Origin of the sequence: Halorubrum lacusprofundi ATCC 49239, assembly GCF_000022205.1 — an archaeon.
Classification (GTDB): Archaea; Halobacteriota; Halobacteria; order Halobacteriales; family Haloferacaceae; genus Halorubrum; species Halorubrum lacusprofundi.
In genome coordinates this window covers 258023-271517 of the sequence record NC_012029.1, presented here as the reverse complement: position 1 = coordinate 271517, position 13495 = coordinate 258023, and the positions used below count along the sequence as shown (strand labels likewise).

At 66.8% G+C, this 13495-nt stretch carries 12 protein-coding genes; 4 read left to right on the top strand and 8 right to left on the bottom strand.

Features of this window, described 5'->3' with window-relative positions; genetic code table 11:
- The first annotated feature begins 47 nt into the window (after positions 1-47).
- From HLAC_RS01245 to HLAC_RS01235, 3 genes are read left to right on the top strand one after another with little or no spacing between them, the layout of a single operon-like run.
- Positions 48-1067, top strand: coding sequence for an ABC transporter permease (locus HLAC_RS01245; RefSeq protein ID WP_012659496.1), 1020 nt, complete (start codon positions 48-50; stop codon positions 1065-1067).
- Complete coding sequence (locus tag HLAC_RS01240) at positions 1064-2290, top strand: ABC transporter ATP-binding protein (RefSeq protein ID WP_012659495.1); 1227 nt, start codon at positions 1064-1066, stop codon at positions 2288-2290. The genes HLAC_RS01245 and HLAC_RS01240 overlap by 4 nt, the downstream gene beginning before the upstream one ends.
- On the top strand, positions 2283-3614 hold the full coding sequence (locus tag HLAC_RS01235) for an ABC transporter ATP-binding protein (RefSeq protein ID WP_012659494.1): 1332 nt from the start codon (positions 2283-2285) through the stop codon (positions 3612-3614). The genes HLAC_RS01240 and HLAC_RS01235 overlap by 8 nt, the downstream gene beginning before the upstream one ends.
- Before the next feature lie 107 nt (positions 3615-3721).
- On the opposite strand, the gene HLAC_RS01230 is transcribed toward HLAC_RS01235, so the two are convergent.
- From HLAC_RS01230 to HLAC_RS01210, 5 genes are all read right to left on the bottom strand, one after another.
- On the bottom strand, positions 3722-4072 hold the full coding sequence (locus HLAC_RS01230; protein WP_012659493.1) for a DUF7268 family protein: 351 nt from the start codon (positions 4070-4072) through the stop codon (positions 3722-3724).
- A gap of 3 nt (positions 4073-4075) precedes the next feature.
- Positions 4076-5005 (bottom strand): ABC transporter permease, encoded by a 930-nt coding sequence (locus HLAC_RS01225; RefSeq protein ID WP_012659492.1) that lies wholly within the window; start codon positions 5003-5005, stop codon positions 4076-4078.
- Positions 5002-6021 carry an ABC transporter permease gene (locus tag HLAC_RS01220; protein WP_012659491.1) on the bottom strand — a complete coding sequence of 340 codons (1020 nt, stop codon included), beginning with the start codon at positions 6019-6021 and terminating at the stop codon, positions 5002-5004. The genes HLAC_RS01225 and HLAC_RS01220 overlap by 4 nt, the downstream gene beginning before the upstream one ends.
- A gap of 24 nt (positions 6022-6045) precedes the next feature.
- Positions 6046-7773: an ABC transporter substrate-binding protein gene (locus tag HLAC_RS01215; RefSeq protein WP_012659490.1), complete on the bottom strand. Its 1728-nt coding sequence runs from the start codon at positions 7771-7773 to the stop codon at positions 6046-6048.
- Between the two features lie 140 nt (positions 7774-7913).
- On the bottom strand, positions 7914-10625 hold the full coding sequence (locus HLAC_RS01210; protein ID WP_012659489.1) for an ABC transporter ATP-binding protein: 2712 nt from the start codon (positions 10623-10625) through the stop codon (positions 7914-7916).
- Positions 10626-10732: 107 nt separating this feature from the next.
- Here HLAC_RS01210 and HLAC_RS01205 point away from each other — a divergent pair, with 107 nt between their 5' ends.
- Entirely contained in the window at positions 10733-11233 is a 501-nt protein-coding gene (locus HLAC_RS01205) for a DUF7529 family protein (protein WP_012659488.1), read from the top strand.
- 22 nt (positions 11234-11255) lie between these two features.
- On the opposite strand, the gene HLAC_RS01200 is transcribed toward HLAC_RS01205, so the two are convergent.
- The 3 genes from HLAC_RS01200 to trxA form a co-directional block, all read right to left on the bottom strand.
- Positions 11256-12098: a polyprenyl synthetase family protein gene (locus tag HLAC_RS01200; RefSeq protein WP_012659487.1), complete on the bottom strand. Its 843-nt coding sequence runs from the start codon at positions 12096-12098 to the stop codon at positions 11256-11258.
- Positions 12099-12156: 58 nt separating this feature from the next.
- A complete protein-coding gene (gene npdG, locus HLAC_RS01195; RefSeq protein WP_012659486.1) occupies positions 12157-12825 on the bottom strand; it encodes an NADPH-dependent F420 reductase in 669 nt (222 codons plus the stop codon).
- A gap of 114 nt (positions 12826-12939) precedes the next feature.
- Complete coding sequence (gene trxA / locus HLAC_RS01190; RefSeq protein ID WP_012659485.1) at positions 12940-13419, bottom strand: thioredoxin; 480 nt, start codon at positions 13417-13419, stop codon at positions 12940-12942.
- Between the last annotated feature and the right edge of the window lie 76 nt (positions 13420-13495).

The window sequence follows — 13495 nt, the reverse complement described above, 5'->3', positions numbered from 1 at the left end:
CGTACGATCAAGGCGGCGGACGCGATGTCCCCGGAGGTGAGCGCCCGGTGATCTCTCCCCGGACGCTCCGGAACCTCCGGAGCGAACTCTCACGAAGCCTCCTCGCGAAGCTCGGGATCGCGATCATCGCGGTCATTCTCTTCACGGCGATGTTTGCCCCGCTCTTGGCACCCCACGATCCGACTGACCAGAATCTTGACAACACGAACATTCCGCCGCTCGGGTTCATGGCGACGGAGAACCAGACGAGCACGCAGATGGTCGACGGCGAGGTACAGATCGTCGAAGAGGAGGTCGTCGTCAACACCACGGCCGCGCATCCGCTCGGTACCGACTCGCTGGGCCGCGACGTGCTCTCCCGGACGATGTTCGGCGCCCGCACGTCGCTTCTGGTCGGCCTGTTCGGGACCTCCATCGCCGTCGTGCTCGGCGTCACCGTCGGGATCACGGCTGGCTACTACGGCGGTCGGATCGACGACGCGCTGATGCGTTTTGCCGACGTCATGTTGGCGTTCCCGTCGCTCGTGCTCGCGATCGCGCTCATCGGGCTGTGGGGGCAGGCCTCGCTGCGCATCCCCGACCCGCTGGTCGAACTCGGGATCGCGTCCGCAGAGATGCCGGAGAATATCGTGTTGCCGGGGACCGTTATCGTCGTCGTCGCGCTCGTGAACTGGGTGTGGTTCGCCCGCGTCGCGCGCGGAGAGGCGCTCTCCGTCCGCGATCAGGAGTACGTGAAGGCGGCGCGATCGATGGGCGGAAGCGACCTGCATCTGATACTCAGACACGTGCTCCCGAACAGCCTGACGCCGATCTTAGTGCTCGCGACGATCCAGATCGCCGCGATCATCCTGCTTGAGTCCTCGCTGTCGTTCCTCGGCTTCTCGGGGGCGCAGCTCTCGTGGGGCTTCGACATCGCGCAGGGGCGACAGTACCTCTCGTCGTCGTGGTGGATCGCGACCATGCCCGGGCTCGCCATCGTTGCTGCCGTCGTCGGCATTAACCTGATCGGCGACTGGCTTCGCGACGCGCTCGATCCGGGCATCGAGGGACAGGGAGGTGCGCCGTGACCGACCTGTTGCGCGTCCGGGACCTCTCGACGCGCTTCTTCACCGAGGAGGGCCAGATTAACGCGGTCGAGAACGTCTCGTTCACCGTCGAGGCGGGATCCGTCCTCGGCGTCGTCGGCGAGTCCGGCAGCGGGAAGTCCGTCACCGGGCTCTCGCTCATCGACTTGGTCGAGTCGCCGGGGCAGATTACGAGCGGAGAGATCTGGTACAACAACGCCGACCTCGCAGACCGGATCGGCGAGGAGGATCCCGAGGCGGTCGACGGCGACTTCGTCGACCTCCGCCGACTCTCCGAGGCGGAGCGCCGGTCGCTCCGCGGGTCTGCGTTCAGTATGATCTTCCAAGATCCGATGAGCAGCTTCAACCCCTCTATCACCGTCGGTGAGCAGATCGCCGAGGCGGCCGAGGTGCAGCGCCGGGCGAGCGCGAACCCGCGCTCGACCCGGTCGCGGACGCAGGGGTACGGGCTGGGCCAGATGTTCCTCGACGGCGTCCTCCCCAACCGCTCGTACACCTCCGAGGAGAGCTGGGACCGCGCGATCGAGCTGCTCGAACGCGTCGGCATTCCCGACCCGGCCGAGCGCGCCGAAGAATACCCGCACCAGTTCTCCGGTGGGATGCTCCAGCGCGCGATGATCGCACAGGCGCTCGCCGGCGACCCGGATCTGCTCGTGGCCGACGAGCCGACGACCGCGCTGGACGTGACCATCCAGGCGCAGATCCTCGATCTGCTCGCCGATCTTCAGGAAACGATGGAGATGAGCGTCGTGCTCATCACCCACAACTTAGGCGTCATCGCCCGGATCGCCGACCGAGTAAGCGTCATGTACGCCGGCGAGGTGGTCGAACGCGGGACCCTGCAAGACGTGTTCGACGATCCGGTCCACCCGTATACGAAGGGGCTGTTGGGCTCGGTACCAGACATCGATCGCCCAGACGATCGGCTCGAACCCATCGCGGGCAACGTGCCGGACCTCGTCGACGCGAACATGCCCGACCGGTGCTATTTCGCCGATCGCTGTCCGAAAGCCATGACAGACTGTCTCACGCGACTGCCGGAGTACGAAGTAACTGATAGCCACCGCGCCCGCTGCGTCCTCGCCGAGCGCGAGTACAGCGAGGCCGACGCGGTCTCCGCCGAGCGGCTCGCGGGGCCGACGGACGACAGGGCGGCCACGGATGACGACTCGGCCGCACACGACGCCCAGGTGAGCAATGACTGACCCGCTCGTGACCGTCGACGGCCTCGAGAAGTACTACTACGAGAACGATACGCTGCTGGATCGGCTGACCGGAGCGGAGCCGGAGGCGGTGCAGGCGGTCGACGGCGTCTCCTTCGAGGTCCGCGAGGGCGAGACGCTCGGCGTCGTCGGCGAGTCCGGCTGCGGAAAGTCGACGCTCGCGGAGACGCTGATGCGGCTCCGCGACCCCACCGGCGGGTCCGTGACGTTCGACGGCGAGCCGGTCTTCGAGTTGTCCGGCGGCGATCTGGATGCGTTCAGGCGGCGGGCACAGGTGATGTTTCAGGACCCGTTCTCCAGTCTGGACCCGCGGATGACTGCCGGCGAGATCATCACGGAGCCGCTTGCGATCCACGACGTGGGAACCAGTGCCGAGCGGCGCGAGCGCGCCGAGAGTCTACTTGAGGAGGTCGGTCTCTCCGCCGACCAGATCGACCGGTATCCCCACGAGTTCTCCGGCGGGCAGCGCCAGCGCATCGGATTCGCCCGCGCACTCGCCATCGATCCGGAGTTCATCGTCCTCGACGAGCCGGTGTCGGCGCTCGACGTGAGCGTGCAGGCGCAGGTGTTGAACCTGCTCGCCGACATGCAGGCGGAGCGCGACCTGACGTACCTGTTCATCGCGCACGATCTCTCGGTGGTTCGCCACATTAGCGACCGCGTCGCCGTGATGTACCTCGGGAAGGTCGTCGAGATCGGTCCCACCGAAGAGATCTTCGAGGATCCGCAACACCCGTACACGAAGGCGCTGTTGGAATCCGTCCCACGGGCGGACACCGAGGAACGGAGCCGCACCGTCGAGACGATCCGCGGCGACGTACCCTCGCCACGAAACCCGCCCTCGGGGTGTTCGTTCCGGACGCGGTGTCCGGAGCTGATTCAGCCGCCGGGGTTGGACGTGCCGCAGGCGGCGTTTCGCGAGATAAGCGAGTTTAGGACGCGGATCGAGAACGGCAACATCGATGTGGACTTGCGGTGGGAACAGGTCGACGATCCGGATAGAGAGGACCGGACGGCGTTCGTCGACTCGCTCCGCTCGGAGGCGTTCGACGAGGAGCTGCCCGCCGCCGACGAGGACGTAATTCTCGAAGCGATCCGCGCGCTCGCCGACGGGGACCGCGAGGCCGCCGCGGCGACGCTGCGGGAGCGGTACCGGTCGCCCTGCGAGGCGATCGAACCCGCGTTGCCAGCGGGAGACCACCCCTCCGCGTGTCTGCTGAACGAGCAACCTGATGAGGTGGAGACGGCTCACGAAGAGTGGGAGGCGAGCCACGACGCTCCGGGCGTCGGCGCGTCTTCGGAGTAACGGATACTCCGTATCCCTGAGCCGTCAGAACGCCGAATCGTCAGAATATCCAGCCTCCTCAATCGTCAATTCACTCACGAGCGGTGCCGCCAGATCGGCTGTTTGGGTCAGCCGACCACGGTTCCGATAACCGGTGCAACGAGCATCATGCCGGCGCCGAATCCGACGATCCGCGCCATCGCGCGGCGCGACCGGCGCTCGGTCCAGTCGGTGTCCGCGCCGAGGCGCTCCTGTGCGGCCTCGATCGCTCGACCGGAGGCGACGGAGCCGGCCCACCCGAGGAGGGCGAGACCGAACCAGAGCCCGCCGAACGCGAACGCCGTCTCCGCCGCGGCTAGCGGAGCGAACCCGCCGACGACGACCAGTCCGATTACGAGGATAGGCGTCGCGACAGAGCCGACGGCGACACCGCCGGCGACGAGCCGCCCGCGTTCCCGGACGACCGGCGACAGCGGCATCGATCAGTCGACCGCTTCCCGCATCCGGGGGTCGAGCGCGTCCCGCATCCCGTCGCCAAGCAGGTTGAACCCGAGAACGGTCAACGCGAGGAACAGGCCGGGGAAGAACGACCACCACCAGACGCCGGTGAGCAGCCCCTGACTCACGCCGTTCGAGAGCATGAGCCCCCACGAGGGCGTGCCGGCCGAGGCGCCGAACCCGAGGAACGACAGCGCGGCCAAGTCGATGATCGCCAGCCCGAAGTTCAGCGTCGACTGGACGGTGATCGGCGCGAGACAGTTCGGCAGCACGTGTCTGACGAGCACCCGCGGGTCCGTGGCGCCGAGCGCGACGGTGGCGTCGATGTACTCGTTCTCCAACACGGTGAGTGCGGCTCCGCGGACGACGCGGGCGAACCGGGGCGTGTACACGAGCGTGAGGGCCGCGACCGCCCGCCAGAGACCCAGTTCGTCCGGGAAGATGGAGACCAGCGCGAGCGCTAAGAGTAGCGAGGGAAACGCCAACAGCACGTCCATCGTCCGCATGATCACGTTGTCGGTGATGTCGCCGTAGTAGGCGGCGATGATGCCCAGACCGACGCCGAGCACCGTCGACGCGCCGACGGTCACCGTGCCAAACAGCATCGCGTACCACGCGCCGTACCCGACCCGCGGAAGCAGGTCTCGCGCCTGCCCGTCGGTCCCGAACGGGTACTCCAAGCTCGGCGCGGCACGGTTCGGGTTCGTACCGAGCTGCGACCGGGAGATGATCTCGAGATCGAGCGTCAGCCGGGCGTACACGGCGATCACGAGCATCGCGACGATGATCGCGATCCCGGCCAGCGCGAGCCGATTCGACAGCAGCTGTGAGAGGAACGGCGAGGCACGGACGCGGTCGACGAGCCCGCGACTCGTCGTCTCCGTCTCCCCGTCTCTGAGTGTTTCGGTGCTCATTGTTGGATCCTCGGATCGAGGTACGAGTAGGTCACGTCGACGACGAGGTTCACCAAGGTGAACAGGAACGCGAAGGTCAGGACGGTCCCTTGAACGATCGGGTAATCGCCGACCTCGATCGCCTCGACGAGGAGGGTTCCGATCCCACCGATCGCGAACACGGTCTCGGTCAGCACCGCGCCGCCGAGGAGCCCGCCGAACTGGATCCCGATAATCGTGACAACAGGGATCAACGCGTTACGGAAGCCGTGTTTCAGTACGGTGATCTTCGCACCCTGGCCCTTCGCGCGGGCGGTGCGCATGTAGTCTTGCCTAACGACCTCCAGCATCGACGAGCGCATCATCCGCGAGATGAGCGCCATCGAGTAGACGCCGATCACGAGCGACGGCAGGAGCATGTGTCTGACCGCCGACCAGAACATGTCCCAGTCGCCAGCAAGCAGCGTGTCGATCGTTACCATCCCGGTGACGCGGATTGCGCCGACGTTGTACACCGACGAGATCCGCCCGCTAGTCGGGAGTACCCCGAGCACCTGCGCGAACAGCAAGATCAGCAGCGGACCGCTCCAGAAGATCGGCACGCTGATTCCGGCCAGCGCGCCGACGCGAGTGGTGTGGTCGGTGAGCGTGTCCTGTTTCACCGCGCTCAGTACGCCGAGCGGGATACCGAACAGGATGCCGAATAACTGGCCGTACAGCGCCAGTTCGAGCGTGACGGGGAGGGTGTCGGAGAGTACCTCCCGGACGGACGTGTTCCGGTTGATGACGTACGACTCCCCGAAGTCGAACCGCGCGACGTTACCGAGGAAGTCGAGATATTGGACCCAGATCGGGTCGTTGAGCCCGAGATCGGCGCGGATGCGCTCAACGAACTCCTGACTTGCCCGCTCCCCGGCGATCGTAAGCGCCGGATCGCCCGGCGAGAGGTGGAGGATGGAGAAGACCAGCGTCGCCACTCCAATCAGTACCGGAACAAGCAACAGCAGCCGCTTGAGTACGAATCGTTTTGGAAACATCGAAGGTGAGACTGAAGCGGCCGACTACTCCAGCGAGACCAGGTTCAGGTACGGGCCGCTGATCGCGGCGATCTGGAACCCGTTGACCCGGTTGGCGACGCCCCGCAGCTCCTCGGCGTAGTCCAGGTACACCCACGGCGCCTCGTCGTGGGCGATCTGCATCGCCTCGTTGTAGAGCTCCGCGCGGTCGCTCTCTGTGGTCGTCTGCTGACCTTCCTCGACGAGGTCCATGTATTCCTGGTTCGCCCACGCCGAGCGGTTACTCGTGTTGTACCCCTCGGTATCGAAGCTCACCCAGTCCTGGCCCTCGGTGAGTTCGCTCTCCTCAACCTGCGGGTGTAAGAGTACGTACGCGAAGTTGTCCGGGTCCGCGTTGTCGGTGTACCAGCCGAGGAAGCAGGCGTCGTGGCGGCCCTGAGCCGTGTACTCAAGGAACGGCGCGAACGACTGCTGGTTGATCTCGACCTCGATGCCGACCTCGCCGAGGTTGGAGGCGACCGTCTCGGCCGTCTGGAGCGGCGAGGGGTTGTATCCGCGGGGGTTCTGGAACGTCGCCAGTTCGAAGGAGAACCCGTCGCCGTAGCCGGCTTCCTCCAGCAGGCTCTGTGCCTGCTCGGGGTCGTACGGGTACGGCTCGATGTCGTCGTTGTGGCCCAGCACGTTCGGCGGCAGCGGCTGGCTGGCCTCCGTCGCGAAGCCGGCGTAGATCTGGTTGACGATCGCCTCGGTGTTGATCGCGTGGCTGACGGCCTGACGGACGCGGCGGTCCTGGAACTCCTCGACCGCCGCGATGTTGAACGCCATGTAGCCGATGTTGATCCCCTCGGTGCGGACCAGTTCGGCGCTGTCGGCGCTTTCGACCTGCTGGGAGGACTGCGCGCCGAGCCCGTCGATAATGTCGAGTTCTCCGCTCGCGAGCGACTGCGCTCGGGTGGAGTTCTCGCCGACCGTGACGAAAACGGCTTCGTCGACCTGCGGGCCGTCGCCCCAGTAGTCGTCGTACGCGTCGAGTCGGATCTGCTCGTTGGAGTCGTCGAGGGTGTTGAGCTCGAACGGCCCCGTTCCGACCGCGTTTTCGGACAGGTCGGTGCCGTACTCCTCGATGGCGGCCTCGGAGTGGACAGCGGCCGCGAACATCGCCAGGTTACGCAGGAACGGCGCGTACGTCTGCGTGAGCTGGATCGTCATCTCGTAGTCGCCGTCGACCTGAATCTCGTCGATCCAGTTGCCGAGCGTGAAGGGACCGTACGCGGAGACGTAGTCGTCGCCAGCGTAGTACTCGTACTCCGAGTCGACGAAGCGGCGGTACGTCGCCTCGAAGTCCTGTGCGGTGAACTCCTCGCCGTTGTGGAAGGTGACCCCCTCCTTCAGCGTGAGCGATGCCGTCTCGCCGTCGAGCGAGTAGTCCGAGGCGAGCCCGTCGGTGAGCGTCGACTCGCCCGGCTCGAAGTTGATGAGCGTGTCGTAGATCTGCTCGGTCACCTTCGCAACCTCGCCGCTCGTGCTGTTCTGGAAGTCCAGCGTCGCCGAGTGACTCCCCCGGCCGTACCGGAGGAGGCTGGTGTCGTCGCCGCCGTCCGAACCGTCGGAGCCGTCCGAACCGTTCGAACCATCGGAGCCGTCCGAGCCGTCGGAACCGTCGGAATCCTCGCCGTCGTTGTCGGAACAGCCGGCGAGACCGACCGTTACTGCAGCGCCACCGGCGGCACCGAGGAACTTTCTCCGTGAAACGCTCTCGTCGCGGGATGACATGGATCGAATCTGAACACTTGCCGGTATAAACCTACCGAACGAACCGGTGGAAATGTTCCGATCCAAATCATTTCGGACGGCACGGTTCCGATCCGTCTCAGCCGCGCGTCGTCCAAGTCGTGGGGGCGGTGCCGTCTCAGTCAGTCGATCAGGTGGCACGCAGCCGGATGGTCGCCGTCGGGGAGCGTGGGCTCCTCGCGCTCGCAGACGCTGGCGAACGTCTCCTCGAGGATATCGGCCGCCTCCTCCCACTCGCCGGCAATCACCAGTCTGAGGGAGCGATCGACGACCTCGCCGGCGCGTCCGTCCGGGTACTGATCGAACTGGACGTCGCGGACCGCCTCGACCGCACCGGGCGGAATCGCGTCACCCCCGGACGGGGCAGCGGACGCGGTGCCGCCGTCGGCCGCTACCTGTCCGGGCGATTCGTCGGCCGCCTCGAGGATCGTCTCGACGTCGATCGCCTGTCGATCGACCCGCTGTCGGTAGTTCATCACCTCACGGTACGTCTCCTGTTTGATGTCGAGATCGGCGGGGGGGATCACCGACGGACACCGGGTCCGGAAGTGACACCCCGATGGCGGGTCGATCGGCGACGGCACGTCGCCTTCGAGGATGACGCGATCGTCGGTGTCCACCGTCGGGTCCGGCGCGGGGATCGCGGAGAGCAACGCCTTCGTGTACGGGTGTTGCGGGTCCGCGAACAGCTCGTCGGTCGCCGCCACCTCGACGATCTCGCCGAGGTACATCACGGCGACGCGGTCGCTGATGTGGCGCACCACCGAGAGATCGTGCGCGATGAACAGGTACGTCAGGTCGAACCGGTCCTGAAGATCCTCCATCAGGTTGAGGATCTGCGCCTGCACGCTCACGTCGAGCGCCGACACCGGCTCGTCGGCGACGATGAACTCCGGATCGACCGCGAGTGCCCGAGCGATGCCGACGCGCTGGCGCTGGCCGCCGGACAGCTCGTGGGGGTACCGGTCGTACTGGCCCACCTCGAGACCGACTGCCTCCAGCAGTTGTCGGACGCGACGCCGCCGCCTGAGCCGGTCGGTGTCGCCGGCAGAGACCGTCACCGAGACGCGTTCCACGTCGCCGGCGTCAGTGCGCTCGACCGTCCCCTCGACCCCGAGGTGTTCGCGCACGTCGACGTCAACCTCGCCGTCCGCGACCGTTACGTCGACGTGGGCCGTCGCCACGCCGCTCCCGGAGCCGACGACGGCGTCGATCTCGTCGTCGACCGTCACGCCGACCCTGTCGCGGGCGATCCCGGAGACGGTCACCTCGGCCTCGGTCGCCACGCTCGGGTCGCTCTCGGGCAAGTCGTGGATCGACAGCGGCTCGCGGATCGTCTGGCCGACCGTCTGTCGCGGATCGAGCGAGGAGAGCGGGTCTTGGAAGATCATCTGGAGGTTCTTCCGCTGCTCTCGCAGCGCCGATCCGTCGAGTTCCGTGAGGTCGGTCCCGGCGAACACCACCCGGCCGTCGGTCGGTTTGGTGAGGTGTAACAGCGCTCGCCCGGCCGTCGACTTCCCGCAACCGGATTCGCCGACGAGTCCCAGCGTTTCGCCGCGGTTGATCGTGAAGTCGATCCCGTCGACCGCCTTCACGCTGCGGTCGTCGGCACCGAGAACCCGGTCGAGCACGCTGTCCGTCTGTTCGTAGTACTTCCGGAGTCCGTCGATCTCGACGAGGGGCTCGCCGATCGACCGGTCGCGCCCGGGGCCGACAGCGTCGTCGCCGTACTCGTTCTTGTCGAACGACTCCATGATGCACTTCGACCGATGGTCGACATCCTCGGCGCCGTGCTGGAGGTACGGGATCTCGCCGCTCGTACACTCCTCGGTCGCCCACGGGCACCGCGGCGCGAAGTGACACCCCGACGGCATATCGATGAGGTCGGGGACGTTCCCCTCGATCGGCGTGAGGCGCTCTTTCTCCTCGCTCGGGAGGGACTCGAGGAGCGTGTACGTGTACGGGTGCGACGGGTTCCCGAAGATTTCCTCGACGGGGCCCTCTTCGACGATCTCGCCGGCGTACATCACCGCGACGCGGTCGCACGTCTCGGCCACGACGCCGAGGTCGTGAGTGATCATCAGCACCGACATCCCCAGGTCGGCCTGCAGGTCGTCTATCAGGTCGAGGATCTGCGCCTGAATGGTCACGTCCAGCGCGGTCGTCGGCTCGTCGGCCACGAGCAGCCCCGGCTGACAGGCTAACGCGATCGCGATGAGCACCCGCTGGCGCATCCCGCCGGAGAACTCGTGCGGGTACTCGTCGATCCGCGCGCCCGGTTCCGGGATGCCGACCTCTTCAAGCACCTCAATGGTCTCTTCGCGGACTTCGTCGTCCACGTCGCGGCTGATCTTCGGGAGGATCTCGCGCACCGCGTTGAACCACGAGTCCTTGCGACGCCCGCCGTACTGATGGAGTTTGAGACTCTCTGCGACCTGCTCGCCGACCGTCACTGAAGGGTTCAGCGACGTCATCGGGTCTTGGAAGATCATGCTTATCTCCCGGCCGCGGACGAACCGAAGCGCCTCCTCGGGGGCGGCCGTGAGATCGATCGTGTCGCCGTCGACGAATTCAGCGGCGTCGTACCGGTCGCGGAGCTCGTCCGCAACTCGGGCGTCCGTCAGCTCGACGGTTCCGCCGACGATCTCGCCGGGGTCGTCGACGAGCCCCATCGTCGACAGCGCCGTGACGCTTTTCCCGGAGCCCGATTCGCCGACGAGTCCAACGGTCTCGCCTTCGCGGATCTCCAGATCGATTCCGTCAACCGCCTTCACCTGTCCCCGTTCCGTCGAGAACTGGGTACGGACGTCAGAGAGCGAAAGTAGAGGAGGCATGTGGCGAGTTTCCGACCGTCTATGGATATACTTTTGCCTTCAGTCGTCCGCCGGATGACAGCAGACAGGAGGGAACCTTTACCCGCCGCCGACCGCCTACGCCGTGCATGGACGTGGAAGATCACCCGCTCGCGGACGACGACGACACGTGGACCACGGTCATCGAGGAGTGCCGTGCGACCGCCGAGGAGTACCGGGATCGCGGATGGACGGCGTTCGCAGCCGTCCCCGGTGACGTGGTGCCGGTCCCCGCACCCGGCGACTCAGCCGACGAAAAGGTCGGACTCGACGTGCTGCTGTCGAGCGAGGAGTTCGATCGGCTCACAGAACTGGTCGAGGCGGACGGGTTCGACGAGTTCGAGGCGTTCCGGGCCCACGAGAACGGTATCGTCTACCTGACGCTGGTGTTTCGGGCGACGGCGACCGAGACGGCACTCTGTCTCCCGCTGTACTATCGGGTCGCCGAGGCGGACCGCATGCTGGGTCGCGTGCGCGCCGGCGACGCGATGACGACCTATGTCCACGCACTCTCCGGGGACGAGCGCATCGAGTTCGACCACGAGGACCCGACCCCGTTGTTCCCGCCGCAGGACACCGGAGGCGCCTAGGCGGGTCGTCCTCTCTCCCTCCCTACCGCTCGCGGACGACGACGAACTCCGCGAGATCCCGAAGGTACTCGATCGCCTCCGTCTCCGGCGGGTCGGCGTCGTCGAGTGCAGCTAAGGCGAGTTCGGACTGCTCGCGGGCCCGCTCGTCGATTTCTTCCGGCGACAGCGATGTGACCTGCAGGACCGAGGGGCGGTCCATCTCTGCGTCCTGCCCTGTCGGTTTGCCGAGATCGTCGGCGTCCGCGGTCGCGTCGAGCACGTCGTCGCGCATCTGGAAGGCGACGCCGACGCGCTCGGCGTACTCGCCGAACGAGTCGACCGCGTGGGAATCGGCACCGCCGGCGATCGCGCCCAGCTCGGCGGCCGCTCGGAACAGCGCGCCGGTCTTCCGACGGGCGAGCTCCATGTACTCCGCCTCGGTGGTGGGGCGGGCGGCCAGCTCGGTGGCCTCGCCCTCCCCGAGTTCGACCAGCGCCTCGGCGACGGTCCGCATCGCGCGAGGGTCGGCAGAGAAGAGCGCGAACGCCTCGCCGAGGAGTCCGTCGCTGGCGATGATCGCCGGGCCGTAGCCGTACTCAGCCCACGCCGACGGCGTGCCGCGGCGCACCTCAGATCGGTCGATAATGTCGTCGATCACGAGCGACGCGTTGTGAACGAACTCGATCCCGGCCGCGAAGTCGACGGCTGCGTCGGGGTCGCCGTCGAACGCCTCGCAGGCGAGGATCGTCACGGCGGGGCGGACCCGCTTGCCGCCGGCGAGGACGACGTGGCCGACCTCTTCGGACAGCTCATCGGGCTCGACCTCGTCGATAACGGCCTCCAGCCGGTCCTCGGCCAGCGCGACCCGGCGCTCCAGGTACTCCATCTATCGCCCGGAGGGACCGGTCGCGCAAAGGCCTAACGGAACGGTCGCCGGCCTCGGGTTATGTAAACTTGATCCCGAGGTCGTTGAGCCCGTCGTTGTTCTCGGCGACGTTGATTAGAAGCGGCGTGAGTCCCTCGATTTCCGGCGCGTTGGCGATGCCTCCGGCGTCGAGCGCACGCAGTCCCTCGATTCCCTCGGCGACGTCGATCACGGTCCCCTTCGCGTCCTCGTCGTCACCGATCACGAGCGTGTCGATCCCGAGGTCGGCGTCGAGGTTCGCGAGGCGAGCGGCCGCGAGGTTGTGGAACGCACCCACGACGTCGACCCCATCGGGTGCAGCGTCCGCGGCGATCCGCGTCACTGAGCCGGCGCCGGGCCGGTGGTAGTGAAAGCCTTCGTCGTCGCGTTTCATCCCGGTCGCGGGCGAGACGAGCACGTCACCCTCGTCGAGCGTATCGGCGATCGCCTCGACGGTGTCGCCGACGTGGTACGGTGGGACCGCGAGTACGATGACTCGGGCCGCAGCGGCGGCGGTCTCGTTCTCGGCGCCCGCCACCGTCGCGTCGAGGCCGCGACTGTCGAGTTCGGTGGTGTACTCCTCGGCTTTGGTCTCCGCCCGCTCTGCGTCGCGCGAGCCGATGGTGACCTCGTGATGGGTGTCAGCTGCGAGCCGAAGCGCGAGGCCTTGTCCGATATCCCCTGTGCCGCCGAGTATCGCGATTTTCATACGATCAGTCGCGTCGCTCGCGTCTTAGAGGTTGCGCGACCGGCCGTCCTCGCCGCGGTCGCAGGGGGACAGGTCGGGCGGTGTGAGCGATTCTCGTCGACGTTCCGGCCGGGGTCAGGCCGCGCGTTCGATCGCCGACTCCAGCGTCGTTCGGTCCTGCGCGCCCGTAAACCGGTCGACCGCCTCACCGTCGGCGTACACGAGGAGGGTCGGGATACTGCGTGCGCCGAGCTGCTGGGCGATCTCCGGGTTGGCGTCGACATCGACCTTCGCCACGGCGGCGTCGGTGTCGCTTGCGATCGCCTCGATCGTCGGCTCCATCATCTGACAGGGGCCGCACCAGTCGGCGTAGCAGTCGACTACCACCACGTCGTGCTCGTCGACGACACGGCGGAACTCCTCCGGTCCGGCGACATCGATCGGCTCGTCCGGGGTCGCCGTCGACTCCTCGCCCAGCTTCTCGGCCGGCTCGCCGCCGATCTCGCCCTCGCGTTCCAGCTCCTCCTGAAGCTCCCGGAGCTTGCGCTCGCGGATGCGCTCGCGCTCGCTTTTCGTCGATTCGCCCCCGTCAGTCGCGTCTGCGGTGTCGCTCATGCACCAGTATTGGGGACTCAAAACAATATACCTTCCGGCACCGGTATCGGAGGTCGCGTCCGAGCCGCAGGATCGA